This window comes from Rubrivirga marina (genome assembly GCF_002283365.1).
Taxonomy (GTDB): Bacteria; Bacteroidota; Rhodothermia; order Rhodothermales; family Rubricoccaceae; genus Rubrivirga; species Rubrivirga marina.
In genome coordinates, this window is sequence record NZ_MQWD01000001.1 from 295,397 (window position 1) to 311,291 (window position 15,895).

Here is a 15,895-nt window from a genome sequence, read left to right on the forward strand (position 1 = left end):
CGCCGCCCGTCGTGCGTAGTCCGGGAGCGGCGCTTCGCCCCTTCGCCCTACGATCCATCCCCCACGTGCCATGACCACCGTCGGCCTCACCGGGGGCATCGGGAGTGGGAAGTCAGCCGTGGCGGCGCGGCTGGAGACGTTCGACGGCGTCCGCGTGGTCCGTGCGGACGACCTCGCCAAGCGGCTGATGGCCGAGGACCCGGGCGTCCGCCGCCAGCTCGTGGAGCGGTTCGGGGCCGAGACGTTCGGCCTCGACGGCGCGCTGGACCGGGCCGGGCTGGCACGTCGGGTGTTCGGCGACGAGGCCGAGCTGGCGGCGCTCAACGCCATCGTCCACCCGGCCGTGCGGCGGGCGTTGGAGGAGACCAAAGCGGACGCCCGCGCCGACGGCGTCCGCGTGCTGGTCTACGAGGCCGCGCTCCTGTTCGAGACCGGGGGCGACCGCGTGGTCGACCAGGTCGTGGTGGTCGACGCGCCGGTCGACGTCCGCGTGGCCCGGGCCGCGGCGCGCGACGGGGTGCCTGAGGCCGCCGTCCGCGAGCGGATGCGCCACCAGATCGACCCGGCCGCGGCCCGCGCCCGCGCCGACCGCGTGATCGACAACGCCGGCGACCTCGACGCGCTCCACGCCGAGGCGGACGCCCTCGCTCGCGCCCTCGGGCTCGGAGACTGACGGGGCCTCCCCTATTCGGGGAGACGCGGAGAGTGCTGTGTTCCCTATGGTTGGGGCACTTCAGCCCTGGCCCCCATGCGCCCCGCACTCGGACTTCTCGCCGCCACCCTCCTCGTCGCCCTCGCCCAGTCGGCGACGGCACAGACCTACTCCAACCAGGTCCGCGCCCAGCTCGACGCCGCCGAGCAGACGCTCCGCGGCCAGGGCTTCCGCCCGACCCACGACTACGAGATCGGCAGCCTCGACGACGGCGCGGAGGAGTCGTTCACGCTCCGGCTCAGCGCCGAGCGCGAGTACGCCCTCGTCGGCGCCTGCGACGCGGACTGCGACGACATGGACTTCTGGCTCTACGATGAGAACGACAACCTCATCGACTCCGACACGAGCACCGACGACGTGCCGATCGTCCGCGTGACGCCCCGGTGGTCGGGCGCCTTCCGGATCCGCGTGCGGATGTACGAGTGCTCCGTCGAGCCCTGCTACTACGGGATCGGCGTGTTCGGGGGCTGAGCCGGGACCCGGCCGCCCCCGACGCTGTCCTCTCGAAGCGGGACCGTGCGCGTGTCGAAGACGCCGTTCTGCGTGCCGTTCGGGCCGAGGGCGATCGTGTCCGTCGCGCGCTGCTGGGCCCGGCGGATCGAGTCGGCGCGGGCGGCGGCCTCGGCCTCGATCTCGGAGCGGAGGCGCGGAGCGGGCGGTGGGGGCGGGGCCGCCCGTTGCCGAGGCACGGCCTCGGCGGGCGCGTCGACCTGGATCCGCGCGACCTCGTCGGCGGATGGTCGGGCGGCCTGCGTCGTCCCGTACAGGATGATGGCGGCGAGGCCGAGAATGGGGAGCAGGATCGTGCGGGACACGGCGCGTGCGACGACTCACGTCCGGGTATCGGCAGAAGCGGCGCCGACCTAAACCTCGGCTGAACAAGACGCGATGGGCGGCTACAGCCCCGTCCCGTCGTCGGCCCAGCGGAGGCGGTCGAGCACGAGCCCGACCCGCGGGGCGAACCCGTCGGCCATCTCGGCCGGGTACCGCACGACGACGTAGAACGTCGTCCCGGCGTGCTCCCCGACGCGGACGCTCCCGCCCAGGGCCGGGTCGCCGAACCGGTAGCCCGCGCGGACCCACGGCGCGGCGCCCTCGAGCGGCTCGGCCCCGCCGTTGCTCTCCGCGACGGCGCGCGCCAGGGCGTCAGCGCCCCCCTGGTTCGGCTCGGACGGGACGAACAGGTGGACGCTGCCCTCGAGCGGCGGCGTGCCCATCACGAACCGCGCGGCGTCGCCCTCGCCGGAGCTCAGGACGTCGGCGGCCCAGTCGGCCGGGACGTAGGTCGAGAATGGAAGCCGCGTGTCCTCGACCGTCACGAGGCGGAGGTCGATGGGCTCCTCCATGCCCTCGATGGAGATCGTCGCCGTGGCCGTCTCGGGCCGCGAGCCCGGCGCGATGGGGCGGTCGGGGGCCTCCCCCGCTCCCTCCGCCTCGGTGCCGAGGCCGACGGTGTCGGGCGCGGCGTCGACCGACGGGGCCGGCGTGACGTCGGCAGCCGGCCGGCCGTCGCCGCAGGCGGCGAGGAGAAGGGGGAGGGCGAGAACGAGCGCGCGCATGACGGGCGGAGCGGGGGGACTCCGGCCGAACGGAGCGCGCCTCCGCCCGTTCCGCTAGTCGCCGATCGCCGTCGCGAGCGCGTCGCGGTCGTGGCCCGAGAGCCCGTCGAGGAGGTGGCCCATCCGGTCCCGCTTGGTCTGGAGGTAGCGCGCGTTGTGCTCGCCGGCCTCGACCTCGAGCGGGACCCGCTCGACGACCTCGAGGCCGTAGCCGCCCAGCGCGACGCGCTTGCGCGGGTTGTTCGTCATGAGCCGGAGCTTCGCCACGCCGAGGTCGCGGAGGATCTGCGCGCCGATGCCGTAGTCGCGGTGGTCCATCTTGAACCCGAGCGCCTCGTTGGCCTCGACCGTGTCCATCCCCTCCTCCTGCAGCTTGTACGCCCGGAGCTTGTTGAGGAGGCCGATCCCGCGGCCCTCCTGCTTCATGTAGAGGACGACGCCGCGGCCCTCACGCTCAATCTGGGCCATGGCCGCCGCCAACTGCTCGCCGCAGTCGCACCGCGCCGAGCCGAAGATGTCACCGGTGACGCACTGGCTGTGGACGCGCGCTAGCACCGGCTGGTCGGGCGAGAACGGCCCGCCCTTCGTCAGGGCGAGGTGGACATCGCCGGTCAGGACCTCCTCGAACGCCGCAAGCTGGAAGTCGCCGTACGCCGTCGGCATGTCGACTTCGACGACGCGCTGGACGAGCGTCTCGGTCCGCATCCGGTGGGCGATGAGGGCCTGGATCGTGACCAGCGGGAGGCCGTGCCGGTCGGCGAACGCCCGCAGCGACGGGACGCGGGCCATGGTGCCGTCGGTGTCCATGATCTCGATGAGGACGCCGGCCGGGCGGAGCCCCGCGAGGCGGGCGAGGTCGACGGCGGCCTCGGTGTGGCCGGCGCGGCGGAGGACGCCGCCGGTCTGCGCGCGGAGCGGGAAGATGTGGCCGGGCCGCGCGAAGTCGGTGGGGCGCGCCGAGGGGTCGGCGAGGGCGCGGATCGTCTTGGCCCGGTCGGCGGCCGAGATGCCCGTCGTGGTCCCGTGGCGGTAGTCGACGGAGACTGTGAACGGCGTGTCGTGGAGCGACGAGTTGGCCTGCTCCATCATGGGCAGGTCGAGCGCGGCGGCCCGCTCGCGCGTGACCGAGACGCACATGAGCCCGCGGGCCTCGGTCGCCATGAAGTTGACGAGGTCGGGCGTGACGAGCTCGGCCGCGCCGATGAGGTCGCCCTCGTTCTCGCGGTCCTCGTCGTCCACGACGACCGCGAGGCGGCCGTTGCGGATGGCGTCGACGGCGTCGGCGATGGCGTCGAAGCGGGTCTCGGGGGTGCCCCCGGTGGGGGTCTCGGCGTCGGGCATGGGCGCCCCGCCGTCTAGGCGGGCTCGGTGGACGAGAGCGTGTACCCCACCTTCCCCTTATCGATCCGGAGCTTCGTGCCGCCGTCGACCTCGACGAGGATTGTCTTCTCGTCGACCTGGCGGATCGTGCCGTGGATGCCGCCGACGGTCACGATCCGGTCGCCCTTCGAGAGGCCCTCGACGAGTTCGCGGTGGGCCTTGGCCTGCTTGGTCTGCGGGCGGATCATCGTGAACCACATCACGAGGAAGAGCAGCCCCAGCAGGAGGAGGGGGTTGCCGAAGAGGCCGCCGCTCGGGGCGGCCTGCGCGAGGGGGAGCAGCGTCAGCATCGCGGGGGCGAATCCTGGGGTACGGCCTGGATTACGACAGAGTGAGGGCACGCGATCCGTATCGCGCCGCTACGACCTCCTACCGTTGCTGCCGTCAGGCCCTGGCGGAGTTCAGAGGGAGCTGGCCGTACGGGACGTGCCCTCACTCTGCCGGCGGGCCGCGAAACACGTCGGGGCGGCCGGCAGATCGAAGGTACCCCGCGCCCGATCGAATGTTGCGAAGGGCGCGGGAATCCCTCTCCCCCGCCCGGCCCGCCTCGGCGCGGCCGCGGCACCTCGCGCGACGTCGACTCGTATCCCCCGGAAACCCGACCGACCGAATGCGCCGCGCCTTCCTGCTCGTCCTCCTGGCCGCGTCGACGGCGACCGCCCAGCCGATCCCGCTCGACTCGCTGGCCCGCGCCGCCGCCGAGGCGGACGGGCTCCCGTCGCTCGTCGTCGGCATCGTCGCGGGTGGCCAGCGGCACGTCGCGGCCGTCGGGACGGTCGACGGCGCGGCGCCCGACGCGCACACCGTCTACGAGATCGGCTCCGTGTCGAAGGTCCTCACGTCGCTCGCGCTGGCGGACGCCGTCACCAACGGCGAGCTCGAGTTGACGACGCCGGTCGCGACGCTCCTCCCCGACACGCTCGACGTCGCCGCGTTCGCCTCCGGGCCGTACCGCCTCGTCGACCTCGCCACCCACACGTCGGGCCTCCCGCGCCTGCCGGTCGACCTCGCCATGGTGCGCGGGTTCGACCTCGCGGACCCGTACGCGCTCTACGGCCCCGACCGGCTGATGGCGTTCCTCGAACGGGCCGAGATCGAGACGGCGCCGGGCGAGACGTACGGGTACTCGAACCTCGGCGCGGGCCTGCTCGGCTACGCCCTGGCCCGCCACGACGGCACGACCTACGCCGAGGCCGTCCGCCGCCGCGTGCTCGCCCCCCTCGGCCTCGACGAGACGACGCTCGGCGACGCTCGACTCGCGCCCGCTCACGGCGCCGACGGCGCGCCCGTCCCTCACTGGACGTGGACCGACGCGACGGCCGGCGCCGGCGGCTGGCGCTCGACGGTGAGCGACCTCCTGACGCTCGCCGAGGCCGCCCTGACCCCGTCCGCCTCGGCCCTCCCCGCGTCCCTGGCGCTGTCGCTCGAGCCCCAGGTCGCCGCCCGCGACGACGTGGCGGTCGGGCTCGCGTGGCACCTCTCGCCCCTCGACCTCCAGACGATGGCCTGGCACAACGGGATGGTCGGCGGCTCGGCCGCGTTCGTCGGCGTCGTGCCCGAGGCGGGCGTGGCCGTGGTCGCGCTGACGAATCGCCAAGCCAGCGTCGACGGGCTCGGGGTCGAGATTCTCCGCCGGCTCATCGCGCGGGAGGAATAGAGGCGAAGAGGCGAGAGGACCAGGGCGCACACCGCGAGCACCCCGTTTCTTCCGTCTCCCCTCCGCCCCGCCCGCCATGATCGACCGCTACACCCGCCCCGAGATGGGGGCGATCTGGACCGAAGAAGCGCAGTACCAAGCCTGGCTCGACGTCGAGCTCGCCGCCTGCTGGGCATGGGCCGAGGCCACCGGCCAGATCCCGCACGAGGACGTCGAGACGCTCTATGAGAACGCCTCTTTCAGCGTGAGCCGGATCCACGAGATCGAGGCCGAGACGCGGCACGACGTGGTCGCCTTCACGCGGGCCGTGAGCGAGACGCTCGGCCAAGAGCGGAAGTGGGTCCACTACGGCCTCACGTCGTCCGACGTCGTCGACACGGCGCAGTCGCTCCGACTGCTGCGCGCGAACAAGATTCTGCGCGAGGGCCTCGTCCGCCTCGGCGAGGTGCTGGGGGCCCGCGCCCGCGAGCACAAGCACACGGTCTGCGTGGGACGGACGCACGGCGTCCACGCCGAGCCGACGACGTTCGGCCTCAAGCTGGCCCGGTTCTACGACCAGGTCCAGCGCGACGTCGAGCGGTTCGACGCGGCGGCCGAGGCGGTCCGGGTCGGCAAGCTGTCGGGCGCCGTCGGCACGTTCGCCAACATCCCGCCGGAGGTCGAGCGCCTGACGTGCGAGCGACTGGGGCTCAAGGCCGCGCCGATCTCGACGCAGGTCCTGCCCCGCGACCTCCACGCCCAGTACCTCGCCGCGCTCGCGCTCATCGGAACCACGATCGAGACGATCGCCGTCGAGATCCGGCACCTCCAGCGGAGCGAAGTGCTCGAGGCCGAGGAGGCGTTCGGGAAGGGGCAGAAGGGCTCGTCGGCGATGCCGCACAAGCGGAACCCGGTCGGCTCGGAGAACCTGACGGGCATGGCCCGCCTCATGCGCGGCTACATGGTCGCGGCCTACGAGAACGTGGCGCTCTGGCACGAGCGCGACATCAGCCACTCGTCCGTCGAGCGCGTGATCCTCCCGGACGCGACCATCGCGCTCGACTACGCCCTCGCCCGGCTCTCCCGGATCGTCGAGAACCTGACGGTCTACCCGGACCGGATGGCCGAGAACCTCGACCGGACGTACGGGCTCGTCTACAGCCAGCGGCTCCTGCTGATGCTCATCGAGACGGGTCTCAGCCGCGAGGACGCCTACGACACGGTCCAGCCGCTCGCGATGCAGGCGTGGCGCGAGCGCCGGAGCTTCCGCGAGATCGTCGAGGGCGCGCCCGGCATCACCGCGTACCTCTCGGACGACCAGATCGCCGGTGCCTTCGACCCGGCCTATCACCAGGCGCAGGTGGGCACCCTCTTCGAGCGCGTCGGGCTGGCGTAACTGGCGGACAGCGCCGCCCCCCCGCGCTCCGTCCGCCGTTCGGGGCTGGACGGCGATCGTAGCAAACTGGGTCGGCGGCGAGCACGACCGAGACCGTCGCCGAACGGACGGGGTGCGGCGTCGAGAAGCACGACCGGCTGGCGAGGCCTCGCCGACCCGGCCCCTCCGCAACGGAGCCGGGGCCGGACCTCGAGCGTCGACGGGACAGAAGGCCCGGCATAAAACACTGGGCCTCAGGAGGATGGGAAGGGATTATCGCAACCCGACCTGTATTCTCTGGCCACCTTCCTCCGTCCGGCCATGGCTCCCTCGCCTCCTCGCAAGCGGGCGCTGCTCATCGGGATCGACGAGTACCCGAACCTCAGCGCGTTCCACCAGCTCGAGGGGTGCGTCAACGACGTCACCGCGATGGCGGGGCTGCTGCGCGACCGCTTCGGCTTCGCCGACGAGGACGTCACGGTCCTGACCAACGCGGCCGCGACGCGCGCCGGCATCCTCGCTGCGCTCGACCGGCTGGCGGACGCGGTGGAGGCGGACGACGTCGTGGTGGTCCACTACGCCGGGCACGGTTCACAGATCACCGACCTCGACGGCGACGAGCCCGACGGCCTCGACGAGACGATCGTCCCGCACGACGGCGTCCGCCAGTCGGGCCCCAACACGGACATCACCGACGACGAGATCCACGCCTGGATCCAGCGCGTCACGGCCACGACGCCGTTCCTCACGCTCCTCTTCGACTGCTGCCACTCGGGGACGGTCACGCGCGACGCGTTCGGCGCCCGTGCCCGCTCGCTCGCGCCCGACACGCGCCGCGCCGACCAGATCGGCCGCCGCCCCGGGGGCGTCCCCACGCGGAGCGTCACGGCGCCCGAGGGGCCGAGCGGCTGGCTTCCGCTCCACGACCGCTACGTCCTGATCGCGGGCTGCCGCGACGACGAGAGCGCCTACGAGTACCGCCCCTCGGAAGCCGACACGCCCCACGGCGCCCTCACCTACTTCCTCGTCCGCGCCCTGCGCGAGGCCACGCCCGGCACGACCTACCGCGACGTCTACGACCGCATCCGCCCGTCGGTCACGGCCCACTCGTCGAAGCAGCACCCCCAGATGGAAGGCGCCCTCGACCGGGCCGTCTTCGGCGTCCGCGACCTCGTGCCGATGCCGTTCGTCGCCGTCGCGGCGCGGGACGGGCAGACGGTGACGCTCGGCGGCGGAGCCGCGCACGGCCTGACCGTCGGCTCAGAGTGGGACGTCTACCCGGCCGGCACCAAGACCGTCGCGGCGGCCTCTGCCCTCGGCCGGCTCCGCGTGACCGGCGTCGAGGCCGCCGAGTCGCGGGCGGAGGTCGTGGAGGAGCCGAGGGGCGGGTCGATCGGCCTCGGCGCGCGGGCCGTCGAGGTACACCGCGGGGCGTCGAGCCCGGCGCTCCGCGTGGACCTGGGCGTGCCCGACGCCGAGGCCCGCCAGCGCGTCGCGGCCGAGATCGACCGGTCGCCCGTGCTCCAGGCCGTGCCGGAGGGGGCGCCCGCCGACCTCCGGCTGGTCCGGCTGGCGCCGCGCGGCGCCGTGGCCGAGGGCGACGCCGTCCCCCAACTCGGCCCCCTCCCCGAGGCGACGTGGGCCGCCGTCGGCGCGGACGGGCGGCTGGTGTGCCCGCCCCACCCGGCGTCGAGGCCCGGCGTCGAGACGCTGATGCGGGAGAACCTCGAGACGGTCGCCCGCTACCGGATCGCCCTCGCCCTCGACAACCCAGTGCCCGGCCCGCTCCGCGGCTCCATCGACCTCCGGGTCCAACGGCTCGCCAACGGCACGTGGCAGGACGCCGAGCCCGAGGCGGGCGGCGAGGTCGTGTTCGAGGAAGGCGAGCGGCTGGCCTTCACCGTGACCAACCACCACACGGGGGACGTCTACGTCAACGTCCTCGACTTCGGCCTGGCCGGCGCCGTGTCGCCGCTGACGGTGCCGGGCTCGAACGAGGCGCTGGCGCCGGGCAACACCCTGCGGGTGGGCTACCCCAAGGGGATCCCGCTCGGCTTCCCCGCGACGTTCCCGTTCGTGCGGGAGCCCGGCGACGCCGAGGCGGTCGAGGGGACGGAGACGCTCAAGGCGTTCGTCACCACCCGCCCCACCGACTTCTCCGCGCTGAAGCAGGGCGGCGTCCGCTCGGCCGACCCCAGCAGCGGGTCGAGCCTCTCGGCGCTCCTGCGCCGGACGTTCCAGGGGGCCCCGACCCGCGACCTGTTCATCGACGAGGCGGAGCCCGGTGACGACTGGACGACGGTCATGCGCACGTTCGTCCTCCGCCGCACCAGCCAGGGCGCCCCGCTCGGCGAGCGCGGCCTCGACCTGGGCGAGATCACGATCCGGGCGAGCGGGCTGGAGGGGCAGGTCCGCGTGCTCCCCCCGCCGCGGTTCAGCGCCCGCACCCGGAGCGCCGCGCCGACGACGGGCGCGCTCGACGCCGTGCTGGCGGGCGAGCACGTCGAGACGCTCCAGACGGTCGAGATCCAGCAGGCCCGGGTGCCCGCCACGCGCAGCCTGGGCGCCGAGCCCGAGATCCGGGTCGACGTGCCGGCCGTCGAGGGCCACGGCCAGCTCCTGCTGGCGACCGACGAGAGCGGCGTCACGACGTGGCACGTCGCGGAGTCGCAGGCGGCCACGCGCAGCCTGGGCGCCACGCAGACGTTCGTGATCCGCGACGCCCGGCCCGCTCCGACGGCGACGGTCGCCACGCGTGGGCTCGTGGGCGCGGTCGGGACGAAGCTTATCAAGCGGCTCGTCTTCCCCCTCATCGACCCGGTCCTCGGCGCCGTCGGGGCCCACTTCGCCGAGCGTTGGGAGGAGAAACGGCGGCCCTACGCCCTCCGCCCGTTCACGCCCGCCGACTTCCGGGCGCCCGCCGCCCCGCTCGGCGCCGACGACTGGCGGCGGCTCGGGGAGGGCCGGTCGCTCCTGTTCGTCCACGGCACCTTCAGTCGGGCCCACTCGGCCTTCGGCGGGCTCGACGCCGAGACGCTGGCCGCGCTCGGCGACCGCTACGGCGGGCGCGTGTTCGCCTTCGACCACTTTACGCTCTCGCACGACCCCGAGGCCAACGTCCGCTGGCTGGTCGAGCACCTCCCGGACGACGCCGCGCTCGACCTCGACGTGGTGTGCCACTCGCGCGGGGGGCTCGTCAGCCGGGTCCTCGCCGAGCAGCAGAGCGCGCTGTCGCTGGGCGCGCGATCACTGCGCGTCGGGACGGTCGTGTTCGTGGCGTCGCCGAACGCCGGCACCTCCCTCGCCGACCCCGACCACATGGGGACGCTGGTGGACGCCTACACCAACCTCCTCAACTTCATCCCCGGCTCCCCCGTGACCGACGTCCTGGAGGGCGTGGTGACCGTCGTGAAGCAGCTCGCCGTGGGCGCCCTCGGGGGGCTCGACGGGCTCCAGGCGATGCGGCCGGGCGGGCCCTTCCTCCGCGACCTCAACGCCCTCAACGGGCGCGGCGACACCCGCTACCTCGCCCTCGGCGCCGACTACCGGGCCACGCAGCCGGGGCTGGCGGCGTGGGTCAAGAACCGGCTGATGGGCCGCATCTTCGGATCCGCGAACGACCTCGTCGTCCCCACCGCGAGCGTCTACGCCGACACCGACGGCGACGGGGTGGACCTGGTCGCCGAGGCGGACCGCCACGTCTTCGCCGCCGACGCGGCGATCTCGCACACCGGGTTCTTCCAGCATCCCGACGCGCAGGCCCGCCTGCTCACGTGGCTCCAGGCCTGACCCCGCCCCAAACCGATGACCGAGTACCGCAACTTCTGGATCCGCATCGAGAACCGGGCCGACGGGCTCTACGTCTCCTCAAACTCGAGGGCGAGCGGGGCCGTGTCCGCGCCGCTCGTGCTCCCGGGGGACCTCGACGCGTACCGGCTCGAGGCTCTCCTGAAGGCGTCGAGCGCGACCCGGGGCGCCTCGGCCGGCCCCCGCCGCGACCTGATCCTCGAAGGCGCCGAGGCGCCCGCCGGCGTCTCCGAGCGCGAGGTGGGGAGCGAGCTGTTCCGCGCCCTCCTGCCCGGCCCGGTCCGCGACGCGTTCATGCGCAGCGCGGGGAGCGGCAAGGAGAACGGCGTCCGGATCCGCCTCCAGATCGACCCCAACGACCCGGAGCTCGCGAAGCTGGCCAGCCTCCCGTGGGAGCTGATCTACAACGACGTGACGCGCAAGGCGCTGGGCCGGTCCATGTACACCCCAGTGATCCGGTCGCTCGACGTGGCGCAGCCCTACACGATGCGCCCGTTCGCGCCGCCACTCCGCGTGCTCCTGGTCCTGGCCAACCCCTCCGACACCCACCCGCTCGACCTCGACGGGGAGAAGCGGCGCGTCGTCGAGATCCTGGAGGGCCTCGACGGTGTGGAGGTCACCGTCATCGAGCATGCCACGGAGCGGAGGATCTACGACGCCCTCGACACCGGGCAGTACCACGCCCTCCACTACATGGGCCACGGCGGGTTCAGCGACTCGCGCGGCGGCGTCCTGCTTCTGGAGGACGAGCACGGGCGGTCCGCCCCGCTCTCCGCCGCCGAGCTCGGCGACGACCTCGCCGAGCGGCGCGCGATGCGCCTCGTGTTCCTCAACGCCTGCGACACCGGCCGGGCCAGCCACCGGGCCGGCGCCGACCCGTTCACGGGCGTGGCCTCGGCACTCGTCGCGGCCGGCATCCCGGCCGTCGTCGCCATGCAGGTGCCCGTCACGGACACCGCCGCGCTCGCCTTCTCCGACAAGTTCTACACGATGATCGCCCACGGCGAGCCGGTCGACGCGGCCGTGGCCGTCGGGCGGCGGGCCATCTGGCGGGTCGACGAGAGCTCTCTCGAGTGGGCCACCCCCGTGCTGTTCATGCGGGCCTCGGACGGCTTCCTGTTCGGGAAGCCGCCCTCCGGCGGAGAGGCCCGGCCCTCCGCCGTCGCCCCCGCGCCAGCGACGCCGGCCGAGCGGCCGCAGGCGGGACGACCGCGAGCAGAACGGCCGCCCGCCGAGCGGCCGCCAGCGGCGGCCACGCCTACAACGAGCATCGGTCAGAAGGTGAAGACGTGGGGCATCGGCGTCCTGGCGGGCCTCGGCGGGCTCGTGGTCCTCGCGGTCGCCATCGGCGAGTGCAGCGGCGACGTCGAGGACCCCTCCATGGCCGCCGACAACAGCGTGGAGGAGGCCGAGATGTCCGATGAGGCCGAGACGCCCGACGAGGCTGAGACGTCCGACGAGGCGAGAGCCCTCGTCTCCAACAGTGGAATCGCCGAGTACGCAGCCGATCCCGTTCAGCTGAGCGTGGCCCAGAACCTCGTCGACATGCGGCCGGACGGGATCGCGGGTGAGATGGAGACCATCCTGTTCCTGTTCGAGAACGAGCCGGAGCTCATTCCTCTGCCCGTGGAGCCGGACCGCCAGTACGAGGTGATCGGGGTCTGCGACGACGACTGCACCGGCCTCTACCTGGAGCTCCTCCAGGCCGACGGCGTCACCCCCCTCGAGACGCAGGGCGATGTGACTGTGGACGACGGCAGCGAACCCCGCCTCCGCGTGACCCCCACGTCGGCAGACACCTACACCCTCGCCGTCACCCTCACCGACTGCTCCACGGTGCAGTGCTACGTCGGCGTCAGCGTCTACGAGTACGCGCTGGAGTAGTCAGGGAGGCCACGCGCTCGATCGACGAATCTCTGCGCGAATCACACAACGCCTAGATGCCTGTTTCTTGAAGCTAATTTACTGCAAGTTATGGTGGCATAATAAGAGGACGGCGCTCGACCATCACTTATCAAGACGACCTGCCTGAGCGCCCTTCCGCAACACCCGAGCGGTTCACGACCACCGAGAGGGTGGGCCGCTAGACCCCGCCGCCGCCGCCGCCGCCGGTGTACTGCTTGTCTCGGCCGCCCTTGCACGGCGCGCTCAGGTCCCCGACGAGCGTCATGAACTCGAACGACCCTCTGGCGTCCGGCTGCACCGTGAGGGCCTCGACCTGCCCCATCGGGATCTCGTACCGCGCACCTCCGAAGAACGACTTCGGGTCGATGCACAGGACGACGTCGGCCCCGTCGGCGTGGAACGACACGGTGTCGCCGGGGCCGGCGGGGATGTCGGAGGGCGAGGGGGTGCCGTCGCTGGCGATCGTGACCTTGACGTCGGGCATGGGAGCGTGGAGAGTGGGGACCGCGCCACGCGATCACCCGGGTGGAGAGGAAGGAGCCGTGAGCAAGCGGGCGTAGCCCGGGTCGGCCCGGAGCGCGCCGAGCCACGGGTCGCGCTCGACAGCGTCCGGGTCGAGCCCCTGCTCGAATCCGTCGCGGAGTGAATCTAAGGCGCGCGTCCGATCCCCCAGTTTTTCGTAGACCTGAGCGATGGTGGCGTAGGTCCCCGGCCGCTTCTGCGGAAGCGCGACGAGACGCCTGAGAGCCTCGCGGGCGAGCTCGGACCGGCCGGTGTAGGCGTAGCCGTAGGCCAGCCCGATCAGGCCGTCCTCGTCGTTCGGGTTCACCTCCACGACGCGCGTGTCGAGGGCGAGCATCCGTCGCCACGCCCGGTCGGCCCGGACGGAGTCACCTTCGAGCGCGTAGGCGTTGCCGAGGAAGAACCAGCGGTCCGAGTTCAGGCTGTCGAGGACGACCGCGCGCCGGTACCACTGGGCCGCCTCGGCGTAGGCCCCTCGGTCGTACTCGAGCCTCCCGAGGTTGATGTACGCGTCGGCCGTCGGGCCGGTCGCCGCGGGGTTGGCCTGGGCGCCCTTCCGGTACCACACGGCAGCGGAGTCGAGCTGGCCGAGCTGCTCGAAGGCCCCACCGAGGTTGGTGTAGCCCCACGGGTTCGTCGGGTTCAGCGCGACCACCCTGCGGAACAGCGGGATCGCGTCCTCCGGCCGGCCGACGTAGTTGTAGACGTTCCCGAGGTTGTTGTAGAACCCCCAGTAGCCCGGCTTGAGCGCGATGGCCCGGCGGTACGCGACCTCCGCCTCGTCCACCCGGCCGAGGAAGTAGAGCGTGGCGCCGAGCTGCTGGTAGGCCAGCGCGTTCGTCTCGTCGAGCGCGAGCGCGCGGCGGAATTCGGCCTCGGCCTCGGCGTAGCGGCCGGTCCCCTTGTAGATCATCCCGAGCGTCACGCGGACCGCCGCGAGGTCCTCGTCGAGCGCGACGGCCCGCTCGCCGGCCTCGGACGCGCGCTCGACCCACTGGGGGTCGCTGGTCGCCTCGTACTTCCGCCAGTAGGCCTCGCCGAGCCCGGCCCACGCGATGGCGTAGCGGTCGTCGAGGGCGAGGGCCTGCTCGAACAGCACGATGGCCCGATCGATGGCCGCCTCCGTCCCGTAGTCCAGGAGGGTGCCGCGGGCCTGCGTGTAGAGGTCGAAGGCCTGCGGGCTGTCGGTGCCGCCCGCGGCGAGGGCGAGGCGGGCGGCCTCGTCGAGCTCCACGTCGAGCAGGCTCGCCAGCGCGAGCGCGACGCTGTCCTGGAAGGCCAGCAGATCGGTCGTGGTCTTGTCGAGGACCCGGCTGCCCAGGCGCTGGTCGCTCGCCGCGTCGTAGACCTCCATCGTCAGGCGGACCCGGTCGTCGGCCCGCTGGACGCTCCCGCTCACCACGAGGTCGGCCCCGAGCGCCTCGGCGGCCTCTCGGGGCGCCCGGGCCTCCAGAGCCCGGGCGTCGTCGGTGGGCAGGACCGAGAGGCGGTCCGAGAACTGCTCCATCTCGGTCAGCGACGCGCCGATGGTGTAGACGAGCCCGTCGATGAACGCCTGGTTCTCCGCCCCGCCGCCGACGTTGGCGAATGGGAGCACGGCGACCTGACGGAGCCCGGGGGCCACCGCGACGCTCCGCTCGGCCCCGCCGCCCCCCACACTGGGCCCGACCACGGCGACGCCGAGGCCGGCCAGTCCGAGGAGCGCCGCGAGGACCCCCACCTCGATTCCGCTCACGCGCGAGCGGCCCTGCTCGCCGTGGTACCACGCGACGACGAGCGCACAGACGAACCCGACGGCGAGGACGATCGGCACCGCGCGGAGGAGCCACTGGGGCCACGCGTAGACCCCTCCGAGGGCGACCACCACCTGGAGGACGAGCCACGCCCCGGCGAGATAGGCCAGCCCCCACTGGACGAGCTTGCGGTCCTTGACCCTGTCGAGCGGGGGGAGGCCGACCCCGACGGGCGCGCCTCCGCGGCCCCGCCGCCCCGTCCGGTCAGACGCCCCCTCGTCACCGGATGGCAGGGCCGCGGCCGGGGCTGTCGTGCCCTGCCGGACCGCGTCGAGGGCGTCCGCGAGCGCCGACGCGTCGGGGTAGCGGTCGGCCGGGTCCTTCTCGAGGCACCGCCCGACGATGGCCGCCAGCGGGGCGGGGACGCCAGACAGGGGCCGGGGCTCCTCGTGCAAGATGGAATAGATGACGGCCTGGTCGTAGGCGCCCTGGAAGGGCCGCTCGCCGGCGAGCATCTCGTACAGCACGACGCCCAGCGCCCACTGGTCCGCCCGCGCATCGACGGGCTCCCCGCGCGTCTGCTCCGGGCTCATGTAGGCCATCGTCCCGAGCGTGGTGCCGGCCTTCGTGAGCAGCGCGTCGGTCGCCTTGGCGATCCCGAAGTCGACCAGCTTGGCCCGCCCGTCGGGCGTGACCATGATGTTGGCCGGCTTGACGTCGCGGTGGATGACGCCGGCCGCGTGCGCACACGCCAGGCCGTGCGCGACCTGGGCGGCGAGGGCCGCCGCGTCGTCGGGCGCCATCGGCCCCTCGTCCAGCCGCGACCGGAGCGAGGTCCCGGGGACGTAGGCCATCGCGATGAATGGGCTGCCGTCGTCGGCTCTCCCAATCTCGTGGACGGTGCAGATGTGGGGGTGGTCCAGCGCGGAGGCGGCCCGGGCCTCGGCCACGAACCGCTCGTTGGCCCCGGCATCGGAGCTGAGCGCGGGCGGGAGGAACTTGAGCGCGACGTCCCGCCGCAGTCGCGTGTCGCGGGCGCGGTACACGATGCCCATCCCGCCCCCGCCGATCACGCCCTCGACGGCGTAGTGCGCGACCGTGGTGCCCTGGAGCCCGTAGGGGTCGGCGTGGGCCGGCCCCTCCCCCGAGACTCCGTCCGTGCCGGATGTGCCCCCGTGGCTCCCCATCGATTTCCAGGATGATGCCGGTCGAACATACCGCACCCCGGGCGGACCCGATCCTGGGCGTCCGGCGGCCGGCCGCCAA

At 73.3% G+C, this 15,895-nt stretch carries 12 protein-coding genes and 1 other RNA gene; 6 read left to right on the top strand and 7 right to left on the bottom strand.

The features are described 5' to 3' along the window. Positions 1-70: 70 nt before the first annotated feature. Both coaE and BSZ37_RS01160 read left to right on the top strand, forming a co-directional pair. Positions 71-673, top strand: a complete 603-nt coding sequence (coaE, locus tag BSZ37_RS01155; protein ID WP_218830357.1) for a dephospho-CoA kinase — start codon at positions 71-73, stop codon at positions 671-673. Positions 674-748: 75 nt separating this feature from the next. Beyond that, positions 749-1,183 (top strand): hypothetical protein, encoded by a 435-nt coding sequence (locus BSZ37_RS01160; protein ID WP_095508783.1) that lies wholly within the window; start codon positions 749-751, stop codon positions 1,181-1,183. Here the strand turns inward: BSZ37_RS01160 and BSZ37_RS01165 are convergent. The 5 genes from BSZ37_RS01165 to ffs all read right to left on the bottom strand — a co-directional run bounded on the left by BSZ37_RS01165 (position 1,156) and on the right by ffs (position 4,083). Continuing rightward, the gene (locus BSZ37_RS01165; RefSeq protein WP_095508784.1) at positions 1,156-1,527 is read right to left on the bottom strand and encodes a hypothetical protein; all 372 of its coding nucleotides are present in this window, start codon (positions 1,525-1,527) and stop codon (positions 1,156-1,158) included. The genes BSZ37_RS01160 and BSZ37_RS01165 overlap by 28 nt on opposite strands. An 81-nt stretch (positions 1,528-1,608) precedes the next feature. Further along, complete coding sequence (locus BSZ37_RS01170; RefSeq protein WP_095508785.1) at positions 1,609-2,271, bottom strand: hypothetical protein; 663 nt, start codon at positions 2,269-2,271, stop codon at positions 1,609-1,611. Positions 2,272-2,325: 54 nt separating this feature from the next. Continuing rightward, entirely contained in the window at positions 2,326-3,612 is a 1,287-nt protein-coding gene (locus tag BSZ37_RS01175; RefSeq protein WP_095508786.1) for a bifunctional 3,4-dihydroxy-2-butanone-4-phosphate synthase/GTP cyclohydrolase II, read from the bottom strand. A 14-nt stretch (positions 3,613-3,626) separates the two neighbouring features. After that, the gene (yajC, locus tag BSZ37_RS01180) at positions 3,627-3,941 is read right to left on the bottom strand and encodes a preprotein translocase subunit YajC (protein ID WP_095508787.1); all 315 of its coding nucleotides are present in this window, start codon (positions 3,939-3,941) and stop codon (positions 3,627-3,629) included. Between the two features lie 43 nt (positions 3,942-3,984). Continuing rightward, positions 3,985-4,083: signal recognition particle sRNA small type (ffs, locus tag BSZ37_RS01185), an RNA gene on the bottom strand. A 178-nt stretch (positions 4,084-4,261) separates the two neighbouring features. Between ffs and BSZ37_RS01190 the strand changes: the two genes are divergently transcribed. The 4 genes from BSZ37_RS01190 to BSZ37_RS01205 all read left to right on the top strand — a co-directional run bounded on the left by BSZ37_RS01190 (position 4,262) and on the right by BSZ37_RS01205 (position 12,353). Continuing rightward, the gene (locus BSZ37_RS01190; RefSeq protein WP_179299415.1) at positions 4,262-5,308 is read left to right on the top strand and encodes a serine hydrolase domain-containing protein; all 1,047 of its coding nucleotides are present in this window, start codon (positions 4,262-4,264) and stop codon (positions 5,306-5,308) included. Positions 5,309-5,384: 76 nt separating this feature from the next. Next, positions 5,385-6,683: an adenylosuccinate lyase gene (gene purB, locus BSZ37_RS01195; RefSeq protein WP_095508789.1), complete on the top strand. Its 1,299-nt coding sequence runs from the start codon at positions 5,385-5,387 to the stop codon at positions 6,681-6,683. A gap of 300 nt (positions 6,684-6,983) precedes the next feature. Further along, the gene (locus tag BSZ37_RS01200) at positions 6,984-10,451 is read left to right on the top strand and encodes a DUF7379 domain-containing protein (protein ID WP_095508790.1); all 3,468 of its coding nucleotides are present in this window, start codon (positions 6,984-6,986) and stop codon (positions 10,449-10,451) included. Between the two features lie 15 nt (positions 10,452-10,466). After that, entirely contained in the window at positions 10,467-12,353 is a 1,887-nt protein-coding gene (locus tag BSZ37_RS01205) for a CHAT domain-containing protein (protein WP_095508791.1), read from the top strand. Positions 12,354-12,552: 199 nt separating this feature from the next. Here BSZ37_RS01205 and BSZ37_RS01210 read toward each other — a convergent pair whose 3' ends face one another. Both BSZ37_RS01210 and BSZ37_RS01215 read right to left on the bottom strand, forming a co-directional pair. Further along, the gene (locus BSZ37_RS01210; RefSeq protein WP_095508792.1) at positions 12,553-12,858 is read right to left on the bottom strand and encodes a hypothetical protein; all 306 of its coding nucleotides are present in this window, start codon (positions 12,856-12,858) and stop codon (positions 12,553-12,555) included. Positions 12,859-12,891: 33 nt separating this feature from the next. Beyond that, positions 12,892-15,816: a serine/threonine-protein kinase gene (locus BSZ37_RS01215; RefSeq protein WP_095508793.1), complete on the bottom strand. Its 2,925-nt coding sequence runs from the start codon at positions 15,814-15,816 to the stop codon at positions 12,892-12,894. Between the last annotated feature and the right edge of the window lie 79 nt (positions 15,817-15,895).

What these genes read in the sequence shown, in the direction of transcription:
- coaE (WP_218830357.1), top strand. Translation starts at nt 71, where the DNA reads ATGACCACCGTCGGCCTCACCGGGGGCATCGGGAGTGGGAAGTCAGCC.
- BSZ37_RS01160 (WP_095508783.1), top strand. Translation starts at nt 749, where the DNA reads ATGCGCCCCGCACTCGGACTTCTCGCCGCCACCCTCCTCGTCGCCCTC.
- BSZ37_RS01170 (WP_095508785.1), bottom strand. Translation starts at nt 2,271, where the DNA reads ATGCGCGCGCTCGTTCTCGCCCTCCCCCTTCTCCTCGCCGCCTGCGGC.
- BSZ37_RS01175 (WP_095508786.1), bottom strand. Translation starts at nt 3,612, where the DNA reads ATGCCCGACGCCGAGACCCCCACCGGGGGCACCCCCGAGACCCGCTTC.
- yajC (WP_095508787.1), bottom strand. Translation starts at nt 3,941, where the DNA reads ATGCTGACGCTGCTCCCCCTCGCGCAGGCCGCCCCGAGCGGCGGCCTC.
- BSZ37_RS01190 (WP_179299415.1), top strand. Translation starts at nt 4,262, where the DNA reads ATGCGCCGCGCCTTCCTGCTCGTCCTCCTGGCCGCGTCGACGGCGACC.
- purB (WP_095508789.1), top strand. Translation starts at nt 5,385, where the DNA reads ATGATCGACCGCTACACCCGCCCCGAGATGGGGGCGATCTGGACCGAA.
- BSZ37_RS01200 (WP_095508790.1), top strand. Translation starts at nt 6,984, where the DNA reads ATGGCTCCCTCGCCTCCTCGCAAGCGGGCGCTGCTCATCGGGATCGAC.
- BSZ37_RS01205 (WP_095508791.1), top strand. Translation starts at nt 10,467, where the DNA reads ATGACCGAGTACCGCAACTTCTGGATCCGCATCGAGAACCGGGCCGAC.
- BSZ37_RS01210 (WP_095508792.1), bottom strand. Translation starts at nt 12,858, where the DNA reads ATGCCCGACGTCAAGGTCACGATCGCCAGCGACGGCACCCCCTCGCCC.
- BSZ37_RS01215 (WP_095508793.1), bottom strand. Translation starts at nt 15,816, where the DNA reads ATGGGGAGCCACGGGGGCACATCCGGCACGGACGGAGTCTCGGGGGAG.